This is a genomic window from Clostridiales bacterium (assembly GCA_015243575.1).
Lineage (GTDB): Bacteria > Bacillota > Clostridia > Peptostreptococcales > Anaerovoracaceae > Anoxybacterium > Anoxybacterium hadale.
The window spans coordinates 547,993-561,501 of record CP042469.1 but is presented as its reverse complement, the minus strand read 5'-3'; the positions used below and the strand labels follow the sequence as shown (position 1 = coordinate 561,501).

General features: G+C 44.0%; 12 protein-coding genes. 3 read left to right on the top strand and 9 right to left on the bottom strand.

What is annotated here, in order from left to right:
* Positions 1–18 precede the first annotated feature (18 nt).
* The 3 genes from FRZ06_02280 to FRZ06_02270 all read right to left on the bottom strand — a co-directional run bounded on the left by FRZ06_02280 (position 19) and on the right by FRZ06_02270 (position 2,921).
* A complete protein-coding gene (locus tag FRZ06_02280) occupies positions 19–1,068 on the bottom strand; it encodes a zinc-binding dehydrogenase (protein ID QOX62266.1) in 1,050 nt (349 codons plus the stop codon).
* A 68-nt stretch (positions 1,069–1,136) separates the two neighbouring features.
* Positions 1,137–1,829, bottom strand: a complete 693-nt coding sequence (gene deoC / locus FRZ06_02275; GenBank protein QOX62265.1) for a deoxyribose-phosphate aldolase — start codon at positions 1,827–1,829, stop codon at positions 1,137–1,139.
* A gap of 54 nt (positions 1,830–1,883) precedes the next feature.
* On the bottom strand, positions 1,884–2,921 hold the full coding sequence (locus FRZ06_02270; GenBank protein ID QOX62264.1) for a hypothetical protein: 1,038 nt from the start codon (positions 2,919–2,921) through the stop codon (positions 1,884–1,886).
* Positions 2,922–3,393: 472 nt separating this feature from the next.
* Between FRZ06_02270 and FRZ06_02265 the strand changes: the two genes are divergently transcribed.
* Positions 3,394–3,660: a hypothetical protein gene (locus FRZ06_02265; GenBank protein ID QOX62263.1), complete on the top strand. Its 267-nt coding sequence runs from the start codon at positions 3,394–3,396 to the stop codon at positions 3,658–3,660.
* Positions 3,661–3,894: 234 nt separating this feature from the next.
* Here FRZ06_02265 and FRZ06_02260 read toward each other — a convergent pair whose 3' ends face one another.
* The 6 genes from FRZ06_02260 to FRZ06_02235 form a co-directional block, all read right to left on the bottom strand.
* The gene (locus FRZ06_02260) at positions 3,895–4,161 is read right to left on the bottom strand and encodes a hypothetical protein (GenBank protein QOX62262.1); all 267 of its coding nucleotides are present in this window, start codon (positions 4,159–4,161) and stop codon (positions 3,895–3,897) included.
* 94 nt (positions 4,162–4,255) lie between these two features.
* Positions 4,256–5,044, bottom strand: a complete 789-nt coding sequence (locus FRZ06_02255) for a mechanosensitive ion channel family protein (protein QOX62261.1) — start codon at positions 5,042–5,044, stop codon at positions 4,256–4,258.
* Positions 5,045–5,304: 260 nt separating this feature from the next.
* Positions 5,305–7,110 carry a translational GTPase TypA gene (gene typA / locus FRZ06_02250; protein ID QOX62260.1) on the bottom strand — a complete coding sequence of 602 codons (1,806 nt, stop codon included), beginning with the start codon at positions 7,108–7,110 and terminating at the stop codon, positions 5,305–5,307.
* Between the two features lie 122 nt (positions 7,111–7,232).
* Positions 7,233–8,141 (bottom strand): LysR family transcriptional regulator, encoded by a 909-nt coding sequence (locus tag FRZ06_02245; GenBank protein QOX62259.1) that lies wholly within the window; start codon positions 8,139–8,141, stop codon positions 7,233–7,235.
* A 280-nt stretch (positions 8,142–8,421) separates the two neighbouring features.
* Complete coding sequence (locus FRZ06_02240; GenBank protein QOX62258.1) at positions 8,422–9,618, bottom strand: VWA domain-containing protein; 1,197 nt, start codon at positions 9,616–9,618, stop codon at positions 8,422–8,424.
* Positions 9,619–9,642: 24 nt separating this feature from the next.
* Entirely contained in the window at positions 9,643–10,491 is an 849-nt protein-coding gene (locus FRZ06_02235) for a MoxR family ATPase (protein QOX62257.1), read from the bottom strand.
* A 210-nt stretch (positions 10,492–10,701) separates the two neighbouring features.
* Here FRZ06_02235 and FRZ06_02230 point away from each other — a divergent pair, with 210 nt between their 5' ends.
* Together FRZ06_02230 and FRZ06_02225 are read left to right on the top strand one after the other, a co-directional pair.
* Positions 10,702–11,856, top strand: a complete 1,155-nt coding sequence (locus FRZ06_02230; GenBank protein QOX62256.1) for an acyl-CoA dehydrogenase — start codon at positions 10,702–10,704, stop codon at positions 11,854–11,856.
* A 48-nt stretch (positions 11,857–11,904) separates the two neighbouring features.
* Positions 11,905–13,482 (top strand): 3-oxoacid CoA-transferase, encoded by a 1,578-nt coding sequence (locus tag FRZ06_02225; GenBank protein QOX62255.1) that lies wholly within the window; start codon positions 11,905–11,907, stop codon positions 13,480–13,482.
* Positions 13,483–13,509: the final 27 nt, after the last annotated feature.

Below are 13,509 nucleotides of genomic sequence, written 5' to 3'. Positions count from 1 at the left end.
GTTCTTTCAAGCTCCTTTCTATTCTTCCTGAGGCAACAGTACTACCTTCAGGGCTTTTCCTGATTGAATCAGTTCCACACCTTTTTCCATCTCTTTTAATGGAAGATGATGGGTGACCAGATCAGTATTGATCCTTCCCTCTGCGATCAGCTTGACGCCTTGTTCAAAATCCGCTGCAGAATAGGAATAGGCACCGATGATCGACAGTCGCCTGTAATGGATCAGATTGCCGTCAAGATGTAACTCTGGCGCTTCTTTGTTAAACCCTCCAAAAACGGAAAGTCTTCCTTCTTTCCTGAGCATTTTCAATCCCTGTGCTACCGCTTCTGTAGATGGCGATGCCGAGATCACTGCATCGGCACCCCGCCCGTCGGTTAACTCAAGTACCTTCTTTACCGGGTCCTCTTCACTGGAATTGATAAAATGAGTACCGCTGCTGTGATTTCTGGCCAATTCCAGTCTTCCCGCAGAGTGGTTGATCAGAATAATCCTTGATGCCCCTCTGAGCCTTGCAATTTCGCTGTGGAGACAGCCGATGGGCCCCGTACCGATGATCACGACCGTTTCTCCGAGACCAATATCCAGCTGCTTTTGCGCCCTGATTACCGATCCAAGAAGTTCGGCAATGACAATTCGATCGAAGGAGATTCCTTCCGGCATTCGGATCAAGGTGCCTTTTTCAAGCAATAATTTCGGGATCACCATATATTGGGCGAATCCTCCGGGTATTCCGGACCCCACTACGATCAAATTCTCGCAAATGGATTCCATTCCGTTCCGGCAGTAATAACAGGTTCCACACGGTACTGCCGGGTGAACCACCAGTGCATCTCCAATCTTATAATTTCCAGGGGCATTGGCGCCCACTGCCACCACAACTCCCGCATTCTCATGTCCCAGAATGCAGGGATAGCTAACTTGGCTGTGACCATGGGTGTAGGTTCTGATATCGGAACCGCAGAGCCCCACCGCTTCTACGATCAGCAGCAACCCATCCTCCGGGCAGGCTGGTGTGGGAGTTTCTCTGTACTCCACCTGGGACTTTCCGGTTAAAAATAAAGCTTTCATGTATGTACCTCCTATTTCAGGAACCGCAGATTCAGCATCTCCTTATCCAAACCCTGACTGACAAATTCCTACTTTCCAAATCTCTGTATTGATTCCTCAATAATTTCGACCGTGGATCTGGTGCCCTGCCGCGTTGCTCCTGCCTGATAAAAGAGGAGAAAATCATCCAAGGTTCTGATTCCGCCTGCTGCTTTGATCTCAATGTGAGCCGGGGTATTTGCTCGCATTAAGCGAATGTGTTCTTCTGTGGCGCCCACTTGTGCATATCCTGTAGAGGTTTTGATGAAGTCCACACCGACCTTCGTACTGATTTCACAGCACCTGATAATTTCATCACGAGTTAGGTAGCTGTTTTCAAAGATGACCTTCAATAATACATCGTGCTCTCTGCATTCAGACAGAACCTCATTCAGTTCCCGTTCAGCATAATCCCAGTATCCAGATCGAAGCAGTCCAATGGGAAGAACCAGATCAATCTCATTGGCTCCGTCCTTAATGTAACGTTTTGTTTCAAAAGCTTTGACTTCGATACTGCTGTTTCCATGGGGAAAGCCGACGACAGAAGCCACCTTTACGCCAGTTCCCTCAAGACGCTTTGCACAGTAAGCAGTATCATATCCCCGAACACACACTGAAGCTGTTTGATAGGTTTCCGCAATCCGGCAGCCTTCTTCAATTTCTTCTAAGGTAAGCTGCGGCTGCAGCAAAGAGTGATCTATCATACCAGCAATCTGTTCTGCTGTTAGTTTTTTTTCAGGCATTTTACAAATCCTTTCCTATTAAAATAAACCGCATCATTAAATGGAATGATTCATTTATTTGTTATACCAGTATCGTGGCTCTTCATGCTCCACCAGATAGCGGTACAGTTCATCCGCTGCAATTTTCGCACCAATTTCTGCCGCTTCAACGGAAGCACCGCCAAGATGAGGTGTAACGGTAACATTTTCAAGGGTATAAAGTTTGGATTCTGATCCTGGTGGCTCTGCTTCGAAGACATCCAGTGCTGCTCCGCTGATGATTCCTTGCATAAGAGCAAGATATAAGGCATCGTGGTCTACCAGCTGTCCTCTGGCTGAATTGATCAGAACCGCGCTTTGTTTCATCAAGCCAAGCTCTCTTTCCCCGATCATTTTTTCTGTTTCACTGGTGTATCTGCTGTGAAGTGATAGAATGTCGGAACGCTGCAGTACCTGATCGAGCGGCAGAAACTGAAACTCTGGATGCTCCTTCTGGCTTTCCTTTGTGATATATGGATCATAGATCAGAATTTCTGCTCCAAATGCATTTAGAATTTTTGCAACCTTTTTACCGATGGTACCGAAGCCCACAATTCCCACAGTACTGCCTCCGATTTCTCTGCTAACAAATTCCGCTGCATAAAAGTCACCCCGCCATTCCTGGCGATGCCGTAAAAAGTAATGACTTTGGGCAATTTTTCTGGTGTGCGCAAGAATCAGGCCAACAGCGAATTCAGCGACTGCACCGGAGTTCCTGCCAGGCGCGTATGTAACCGGTATGTTTCTATCAGCTGCTGCCTTCCCATTGACGTTTACCGGGCCGCCTCTTGCCAACGATATGATTTTTAAATTGGGTGCTGCGTCTATGACCTTTTTGGTAATGCATCCAGAGTGCGTGAGAATTGCATCCGCTTCTCCGGCATGGGGAAGAATATCAAGATCACTGCCGCAAAATTCGTAGACTTCATCGTTGGCCATAAGATTTTCCACCGGCCATTCATCTTGTAAGAAGGTGTATTGCAGTGAAATACCGCTTCCCCGGAAGCGCTCTTCTACGGCATCCTTAAGTATTTTGTTTGTCATAAACCGATCACCAATCACTAAAATGTGCATTGCTGCCACGTCCTTTCTATTGTATATGTGTACAAAAAAAAGACCGCAAAGCCGCCATTAGATCTATCAATGTCGGTATTGCAGTCTCTGGTTTTTCCAGTCAACTGTACATATCATTTATATTATTATATTCATATATGTTTAATATGTATTATAAATTAACACCTTTCTTCCCTTTTGTCAATGAAAAATCAATACTTTTTTATCAAATTCATTCTCTCTTCATTTTCTAAATAGATATGAATTGATTCTTTGGTGAAACCGTATTAGAAATATGGTGACTTGAAGAATCATTTTATAACTTGGGTTGCCTAAACGTAATTTGTATGCTATAATTAGATTATTGCAAAAGAAAGAACCATCGGCTTAGGCCATGTAATAAAACGATTGAGATATTGTTAGCTCTTGTAATTAGAATGCAAGGGTTTTTTTTATTATGAATCCAACGATGATCAGAAAAGGGGAAGTTACGATGAGAACCGCACTTAGTTTATTGAATGAAATTATTGGCCTCGGGTTTGACCAACAAAAAACCTTGGTATGTATTGATAAAATTTTAGATACTAAACTGGGTATTGAAGACCGAAAGCCGCTGTCTGATGAAACACTGCCCGATATTATCTATGATGGTATTCTTGGAACTTTTCAAGAAAAAGCAGAAATAGGGCCGATTAGTTTAAAAAATAATATGATTACTCTTGCAATAGAAAGAATAGACGGAAAGAGGGGTCGTAAATGAAAGAAGAAAAGAACGTTGAGTTTGTACTCACAAAAGAAGTTATTAATGAATGCTTACAGCTAGTCTGATATTACGGATGAGCCGGGAATCCTTGGAGAAATCCAAGGTCTTTTTATACCAGTACGGACGATCGTTCCCTACGATATAAAAGAGCCAATTACCACTAACAAAAAAGTCAGAACAGGCCTAATTCTTGAGGCTGTTTCTGACTTTTATCATTTTAATGATCTGTTGTTATTTTTTTCGTTTCTTTTGAGAGGCCGCAGCTTGACCGTTCCCGGCTCGCTTACTCTGACCCGAGTTTCTATTGTTGCCATACTCTTTTGCTCTGTTTTTTCCCAGGGAAAGACTGATCATAACGACCCCTACATAAAGAATTGTTATGACGATAAGAATTTTAATAATTGCGGAGTTATTGTCAGCAAGGCCCGCCGTTCTGGCAAACAGCAGAGCCGCAGCAACCAGGATCCAATAATATAAAACTACGCTTACTTTTGTCATCAGCTTACTCCATTTCTTAATATCATTTTTAATGAAATCGATAGACAATACGATTCCTTTTATTTAGCTTGAATCATTTTAGAAATTTTTCTTGTCATTTTTTCAAACGGACTTCCATCTGTGGGTAAGTTACGTTGATATCCGCCTCTTTGAAGGCCAGATTCACCTGTTCCTCGAGAAAATATTTTATCATAGTGTAATCCTTGGTATCACACCAAACCTTTAAATCAAAATGAACGTGCCCTTCCCCCTGCCCTGCCACTCCTACTATGGGAGCAGGATCGGTGTAAATGGAGGGATTGGACTCTGCCACAGCCATTAAAAGATCCTTTACTCTCTCGATATCATCCTGATATCCGGCAGAGAATCGGCATTCTACACGTCTGCTTTTGTTTCTTGTAAAATTGACGATCGTGGAATTGGCCAGCTTACCGTTTGGAATTGTAATAATCTTGTTGTCAAAGGTGACCAGCGTGGTATACAGCAGATCAATCTTATCGACCTGTCCTGCAGTCTGATAGTCCTCGATATAATCCCCTTTGCTGAAGGGTTTTGTAAGTATGATCAGAATGCCCCCGGCAAAGTTGCCTAGGCTGTCCTTTAATGCCAGCGCAACAGCCACACCGGCAGCTCCAAGCGCTGTAACAAAGGCTGTCACAGGAATCCCTGCGCTGTTCAATGCTGTGATGGCGACGATCAGCCACAGGAAGATTCTCACACTGTTGATTAGAAATACGTGCAGTGCTGCATCCAGTTTGCTCTTTTTTAGTGCCCTGCGAAGGATTCGACAGACCAGACTGATCAAAATTGATCCTGCCAGTACGATAACAAAAGCCTGACCAAGTTCTTTCAGAAGGTTTATGGTGGTTTCCGACATAAACATCCTCCTTTTTAATTATCATGGAATGGATGTCCCTATTATACACTATTTCCGAAAGTAGTTACAATGGGTAAGCTTCCTTTCAGGAATCAACTTGAATTTTTGTGAGGTAAAAGCCGTTTCATTCCTTGGTTCCTTAGACACTAAAACAGACTACAAATGTAGTCTGTATACTGATTACACTTGTAGTCCGTTATTTTCAAAAGGTTAATGGGCCTATAAAGTTATCTTCTATCAGCAGTTCATTCCATTTCACGCTGCTTTTACTTTCCGTTCCTTCTCCGTTCCAGCTCCTTGAGATATTTTTTTCGCAGACGGATGTCGCCAGGGACGACTTCCACAAATTCATCGTCGTTGATAAATTCCAAGGCTTCCTCAAGGGTGAAGATTTTCGCAGGCGACAGCTTAACAGAATCGTCGCTTCCCGCCGCTCGCATGTTTGTGGTCTTCTTTGCCTTGCAGGCATTGACAACCATATCTTCGTTTCTGCTGTTCATGCCGACAATCATGCCTTCATAAACCTTTGTACCCGGTTCAATAAACAGCTGCGCTCTCTCACTGATGTTATCCAGCGCATAAGGCGTTGCAACGCCTTCTTCCTGTGCGATGACAGCACCGTTAATTCTCTGTGGGATTTCTCCTTTATGCGGTTCAAAACACTCAAAGCGGCGGACAAAAGTTCCTTCTCCTCTGGTGTCATTGATGAATTCGGTACGATAACCCAGCAAGCCTCTGGTGGGCACCAGATATTCCAGCTTGGAATATCCATCTTTTCCTGACATGCCTACCATAATCCCCTTACGAATGTTCAACTTCGAGATTACTGCTCCGGAATACTCGTCCGGTACAGAAACAACGACTTTTTCGATGGGTTCAAGGAGTTTGCCTTTTTCATCCCTGTGCATGATTACCTCCGGCTTGGATACCGCGATTTCAAAGCTCTCTCTTCTCATATTCTCAAGAAGAATGGAAAGGTGCAGCTCTCCTCGTCCGGAAACCTTAAAGCCATCTGTTGTCTCCAGTGGTTCTACCACAAGTCCTACATTGACCTCAAGTTCTTTTTCCAACCGTTCCTTCAGATGTCTGGAGGTTACGTATTTTCCTGCTTTTCCTGCAAAGGGAGATTTGTTGACCATGAAATTCATGGACATGGTGGGCTCTTCAATGTGAATCATCTCCAATGGGAGAGGGTTTTTATCCGCACAGATCGTTTCCCCGATGGATATATCGGAAATACCGGCAAGTACGACAATGTCACCGCACTCTGCTTCCTCTACCGCAGTCCGCTTCAGTCCTTTGTATACAAAAACCTGATTGATTTTCCGCTGTACGACGCTTCCATCTGCTTTGCAAACGGATACAACCTGCCCCGTACGCACTTTTCCCTTATAGATTCTTCCGATTCCCAGTCTGCCGATGTAATCGTCGTAAGCAAGGGTGGAAACCTGCATCTGCAGCAGTTCATCGTTATAGTCGGGATAAGGCGCAACATGATTGATGATGGCATCGAAAAGCGGTGTGATATCGTCACTCTCCGCATCCAGCTCAGTCTTAGCAATCCCATGCTTGGCAACACCGTATAAAATCGGGAAATCAAGCTGCTTATCATTGGCATCCAGCTCCATAAAGAGCTCGTATACCATGTCTACAACTTCTATGGCTCTTTGATCTTTCTTATCGATCTTGTTGATCAGAAGAATCGGATTCAATCCCATTTCAAGAGATTTCTGCAGTACAAAACGGGTCTGCGGCATAGGTCCTTCGCTGGAATCCACCAGCAAAATAACGGTATCGACGGTTTTAATAATCCGCTCTACCTCGGATGAAAAATCTGCATGTCCTGGTGTGTCTACAATATTTATCTTCACGTCATTGTGCATGACAGAACAGTTTTTCGAGTAAATAGTAATGCCGCGCTCTCTTTCAATGTCATTGCTGTCCATGACACAATCCACAACTTCTTCGTTTTCTCTAAACACGCCGCTCTGAGACAAAAATGCGTCTACTAGGGTAGACTTACCGGCGTCGACATGAGCAATTACGGCAATATTGATTATTTTTTCTTTCATTTGGGTCCTGCTTTCTTATATTTCTGTAAAGGAATTACTAACTTAACGTTATAACCTTTCTATTATAACAGATTTTTACCCAAATTTCATTTTTTTTATTATTAATAACAAAAAACTGGAGGCTAGCAGATTTCTTCTGCATCGGATCGATAAACACCATACCTTTTCTTTATCTCGTTGACAAATACTCCAAGTACAGGATTGACATTATCCTTCATCCAATATGCATTGATGGCAAAGGGAGCATTGACAACCGACTGATCGATAAACACTATTTTCTCAGGGTTAACAAAGCTGAATAGTTCCGGCAGAAAGCTGATGCCAGAATTGTTGTTTACAAGCATCATCGCATCTTCCATGCTTTCCACAAGAAGAGATTGATCCACTTGCAGCCCGTCCTTCTCTTTTTGATTATATCCTTCACAATACTCCTTTTGTTCTTTATTTTTATTGAAAACGATAATACGCTCTCCTTTCAAGTCCTTCAGGTGGACGATCTCCTTATCGGCAAGGGGGTGATTTCTGTTGACACATAGTTTGGGATACGCTTGATAAACTTTCAACTCTTGCAATTCTTCAGAGACTAAATCAGAAGAAAATCCAATGTCCAATACATTATTCAGCAGGTTCCAGCTCAAATCCCGATAACTGCACTGACTCAGACTTATTTTTATTTTGGGAAACTTTTGATGATAATCTGTAAGGACAAGAGAAATCCGTTCTCGGTCAAACATGCTGAAAAATCCGATTTTAAGCGTCCCATAGTCTCCCTGGGCAATACCCCTGGTCTTCTCCACCGCATTTTCATACTGAGAGATTAAACGATGGGACTCTTGTAGGAAAAACTCCCCCGCTGCTGTCAGTGCAACACTCTTCTTATCTCTATAGAGCAGTTTTACTCCCAGTTCTTCTTCCAAAACTCCAATATGGTGGCTTACCCCCGTCTGGGTAATGTATAGAATCTGAGCTGCTTTGGAGAAGCTTTTTAGTCTTGCAACCTGCACAAAAGAATTTACCATTTTGATATCCATAGTATGCTCCTCTCTGATTTCATTAAAGAATCCCAATACGGATGAATATCAATTCCGACGATTAAAATGTATCTTTGGCAATTTTTGTCGCATTAGGCAGTATCCTTAAATTGAAGTTATCCTATCATGTTCCAACACGCTTCTCCAGTAAAATTTCAATTATTTGCCATATGTCTTTTGTGGATATCCTATATCAATTTTTATATGTCCTCTAAAAACTGACATTTAACACCTTACAAACAGAAGTAAAACACTCTAAAAATGCTTGACTCAGAGCAGATTACCTTAACACCATTAATTTTTTAATACCTGATTCAAGTCCATTCAAGGTCAGTCCATACATTGGAAAAATTTCTCTGATGATCTGCAGTGTTTGATTTCCGTAGACCGTCTGCCATTTCCCCTCCGGAACCGGATTATACCAGATGCTTTTCACGTAGTGCTTTTTTAAACGGTTCAGCCAAGCGATACCGGGGATTTCATTATAAAGTCCAATGACGGCATTGCCCCCTATCGACATAAGCTCAGAGGCTGCCATTGCTGCATCTCCCACAATGATTAACCGATAATCTCTATTCAGATTTTTCAGCATCCACTCTGTATCAATCCACTCCCCGTTTCTGCAGGCAGGCGATGTATAAAGATGTTCATAAATACAATTATGAAAATAGTAGATCTTCAAATCCTTGAAATGGTTGGACTTGCTTACCGACTGAAAGAGTCTGCTGCACAACCGGTTGTAAGGAAGCATGGAGCCGTCTGAATCAAATAGAACAATCAGCTTTACAGTATTCCTCCGGGGTTTCTTCCACTCAAGAGAAAGCAACCCTGCATGGTCTCCCGTCTGTTTCACCGTTTCATCTATGTCAAGTTCAGATCGCTCAGAATCTGTGTTGGCAGCATACTGGCGAAGTTTGCGGAACGCCATCTGAAAACTGCGGATACTGAGGACATGATCCTCCCTGAAATCTATGAAATTACGCTCTCCCGCAATCTGAACAGCCGTCTTGTGGCGCCCTTCTCCGCCTACCCGAATCCCTCTTTCATGGTATCCGCTATGACCCATGGTTGAGGTTCCTCCTGTACCGATCCAGTAATTCCCTCCATCGTGACGCTCTTTCTGTTCCTTCTTCCGCTCCTCAAATCGTTTTTGCAACTCTTCCAGCTCCAGAAGATAGTCGTCCAGCATCGATTTGTCATCAATATCTTTGACCTTTATTTCTTCTGAAAGCCATTTCCAGAACACCTCATTTAGCTGATCAGGGTGTTCAATCCCACGGAAGTAAGCGATAAAAGCCATATCAAACTTGTCAATGTCCGCTTCGCTCTTAACGAGCACTGCTTTACAGAGTCTGTAAAACCCCGTTAGGCTGGAGTGGGCAAGATCTTGATCTAATGCTTCCATAAGAATCATCCATTCATTTAATGAAACCTTCAATCCATACGTCTTCAAAAGGTAAAAAAACGGCTCAAACATGCGATCCTCCCGTGCTTCTAATTTTTAGATCCAACGCTTTGCAGTGTATCCCTTCTCCTCAATCTCGGCAAAGGTGTCCATGTCCTGATTCTTCTTAAGCAAAACGCCAAGAAAAGGCAGTTCTTTGATCTTCACTACAGGGATTCCCGAAAGCGTCAATGCCTGCATCCAATCCAGAAGCTCGGAGGTCCCCGGTTTCTTCTGCAGATCATTCATTTCTCTCAGACGATAAAATGCTTCCAGTGCCTGATCGAGAATTTTTTTACACAGATCAGGAAAATGAACGTCCACGATCTCAGTCATCTTTTCTGGGCCTGGAAACTCTATATAATGAAAGATACATCTTCTCAAAAAAGCATCCGGCAGTTCTTTTTCTGCATTGGAGGTGATGATTACAATGGGGCGGTGTTTTGCCCGAATCGTTTCTTTCGTCTCATTGATATAGAATTCCATTCTGTCCAGTTCCCATAAAAGATCGTTTGGAAATTCCAGATCTGCTTTATCGATCTCATCGATTAGCAATACGCTCTGTTCGTCTGCCAAAAACGCTTCTCCCAGCTTCCCAAGCTTTATGTATCTGTGAATATCTCTTACGTCACCGTCGCCGAATTGGCTGTCATAGAGCCTCTGGACTGTATCGTATAGGTAAAGCCCGTCCTGCGCTTTGGTCGTTGATTTTATATTCCAGATGATCAATTCCTTATCCAGAGCAGAGGCAATCGCTTCCGCCAGCATTGTCTTGCCCGTTCCCGGCTCCCCTTTGATCAGCAAAGGTTTCTGCAGGGCGATAGAAATATTCACTGCGTCTTTCAATTCAGGGGAAACAATATAATCCCCGCTTCCGTTAAATTGATTTTGCCATTCTTTTGTCATTCTTATCTCTTCCTTTCAAAACGATACGATTTCGAAGCGAGCAATTACCGCCGGCTGATTTCCGGTATTATTTTATGCCTGAGCGTTGAAACTCTGCAAGATAAGTTTTTCTATGGGGGAATCAGTTTTTCTGATTATCCAGTAAATAACGAACGTGATAAAGTGAAATTGTTGGACAATATTTTAACAATTAATTTTGGAGGTGTTTGCATGAATTTTCATTTTACAGAAGAACAACGATTATTAAAAGAAGCCTTTGACGATTTTGTCAAACAGGAAATTGCGCCAAATGCGGCTAAATGGGACGAAGAAGACTATTGTCCGGTAGAACTGTTTCCCAAGATTGGTGAGTTGGGTATTTTGGGGATCTATGTCCCTGAAGAGTATGGCGGCTCTGGGCTGGGCCATGTGGAAAGAGTCATGGCACTAGAATCCATCGCCCGTCATTCCCCAGGAGTAGCAATGTTTGTGTTTACACATCAGCTGGGTATTTCCGCAATTCTTGATTATGGTACAGAAGAGCAGAAGAAAAAATACCTTCCTCTTTTATGTAGCGGGGAAAAAATCGGAGGTCTTGCAACGACAGAACCGGGAGGAGGTTCTGATGTGGCCGGCCAAAAAACAGAAGCAGTATTAAAAGATGGAAAATGGCATCTCAATGGCCGAAAATGCTTTATTACCAATTCTCATGTGGCAGATTATACCATTCTCACAGCCAAGACAGGCGTTGATGACAAAGGAAGAGGCATTTTTTCAGCAATCCTCGTCGAAAAGGGAACAGAAGGTTTTGCTCCTGGCAGAAAAGAACATAAGCTGGGACTTAGAGGCTCTGTAACGGGAGAACTGATCCTCTCTGGCGCCGTTGTTCCGGAAGAAAACCTCATTGGAACCGTGGGAAACGGCAATGCCGCTGCGCTGAAAGTCATAGGCGAAGTGGGTAGAGCCAGCATGACGGCTATCTGCGTGGGAATCCTCCGCGGCTGCCTTGAAGAGAGTGTGAAATTCGCAAACGACAGAATCCTGTATGGAAAGCCTATCTCCAAGCTCCAGGCGATTCAATTTCATATCGCGGAAAACAGGTTGGATTACGAAGCAGCCAATTTACTTCTGTACCGGGCAGCCTGTCTGAAAGATGAAGGGGTTCCTACCACAACTGAATTCGGCATGGCCAAGCACTTTGGAACGGAAGCAGCTTCAAGAGCAGCAAAGCGTACCATCGAACTCATGGGAGCATATGGAGTAATCAACGAATATCCCACCGGTAGATTCTTGAGAGATGCCATCACTTCCATTTCCTCCGGAGGAACAAGTGAAATTCAACGGATCATTATTGCCGGAGATACGCTGAAAAAATACGGTTCCTGATTGTAGCTAATAAATGAAGCTTATTTCGAACAAACAGGGAGGAAGACCATGAAACACATGAAAATCATCACAGCGGAGGAAGCTGCAGCGCAAATCAGAGACGGTGATACAGTAGCACACGGGGGTTTCGTCAGCAGCGGAATTCCCGAAGCATTAATTGCCGCTTTGGAACAAAGATGGCTGAACAGCGGTACCCCCCGAGATCTTACATATTTTTACGCCGGTTCTGCCGGAAACAGAGATGGACACGGCGGAGACCATCTTGCGCATAAAGGGATGATCAAGCGGGTCATAGCGGGGCATTACAACACTGCCCCGGCCCTTGGAAAATGCATTCTGAACAACGAAATCGAGGGCTATAACCTGCCCCAGGGCACACTCTCTCAACTTTGCAGAGACATTGCCGGCAAGAAGCTCGGCACCATCACCCACGTAGGGCTAGAGACCTATGTCGATCCACGCAAAGGCGGAGGAAAGCTCAACGATATCACAAAGGAAGACATCGTTGAAGTAGTTAACATTCTGGGGCAGGAAAAACTTCTCTATAAGGCATTTCCCATCCATGTGGCCTTTCTGAGAGGCTCCTATGCAGATGAAGCAGGCAATGTTACTCTGGAGCGGGAAGTGGGCCTCAATGAGGTCACCGCTTTGGCTCAAGCTGCAAAAAACAGCGGGGGCAAGGTATTCGTTCAAGTTGAAAAAATCGTCAAGGAAGGAACACTGGATCCTCGTCTTGTGAAAATCCCGAGGATCTATATCGATGCCCTTATCGTTGCTGACCCAAAGGATCACGAACAAACCTACGGCTGCCAATTCGATCCATCACTTACGGGTGAAATTCGAGTGCCAGTGACCAGTATCTCTGCGCCTCCCCTTTCCGCGAAGAAAATCATCGGACGCAGAGGTGCCATGGAGCTGACAGAAAATACCGTTGTCAATCTGGGAATCGGTATTCCTGAATTCATAGCAGCTGTAGCAAATGAAGAAGGGATCGGGGACTATATGACCCTCACCGTTGAAGCAGGTCCCATCGGAGGTATTCCGGCAGGCGGCGCCCGGTTCGGTGCATCTGTAAATCCTGAATGTATCCTGGCTCACCACGAGCAGTTTGACTTTTACGACGGCGGCGGCATCGATCTGGCATTCTTAGGCCTGGCCCAGACAGATCAGTTTGGCAATATCAATGTCAGTAAATTCGGACCGAGGCTTTCCGGTTGCGGAGGGTTCATCAATATCACTCAGAGCTCAAAGAGAGTCTTTTTCTGCGGAACATTTACCGCCTCCGGTTTGGAAACCGCAGTGGAGGACGGAAAACTTAAGATTCTCAAGGAAGGCACGGAAAAGAAATTCCTCAGCATGGTTGAGCAAATCACCTTCAGCGGAGATCTTGCATCAAGACTTGGTCAGCAGGTCATGTATATCACTGAGCGAGCGGTTTTCGAACTTCGTAATGACGGAATCTATCTCATCGAAATCGCTCCTGGAATCGATCTACAGAAACAGATCCTTGATCTGATGGATTTTACCCCCAAAATGGTGGGAACACCGAAATTGATGGATGAAAAAATTTTTCGAGACTCCATTATGGGCTTGAAAGATAATGCCTCCCTGCAAAGTGATTCATAAGAATGCAAAAAATCAGAAAGAGAGGAA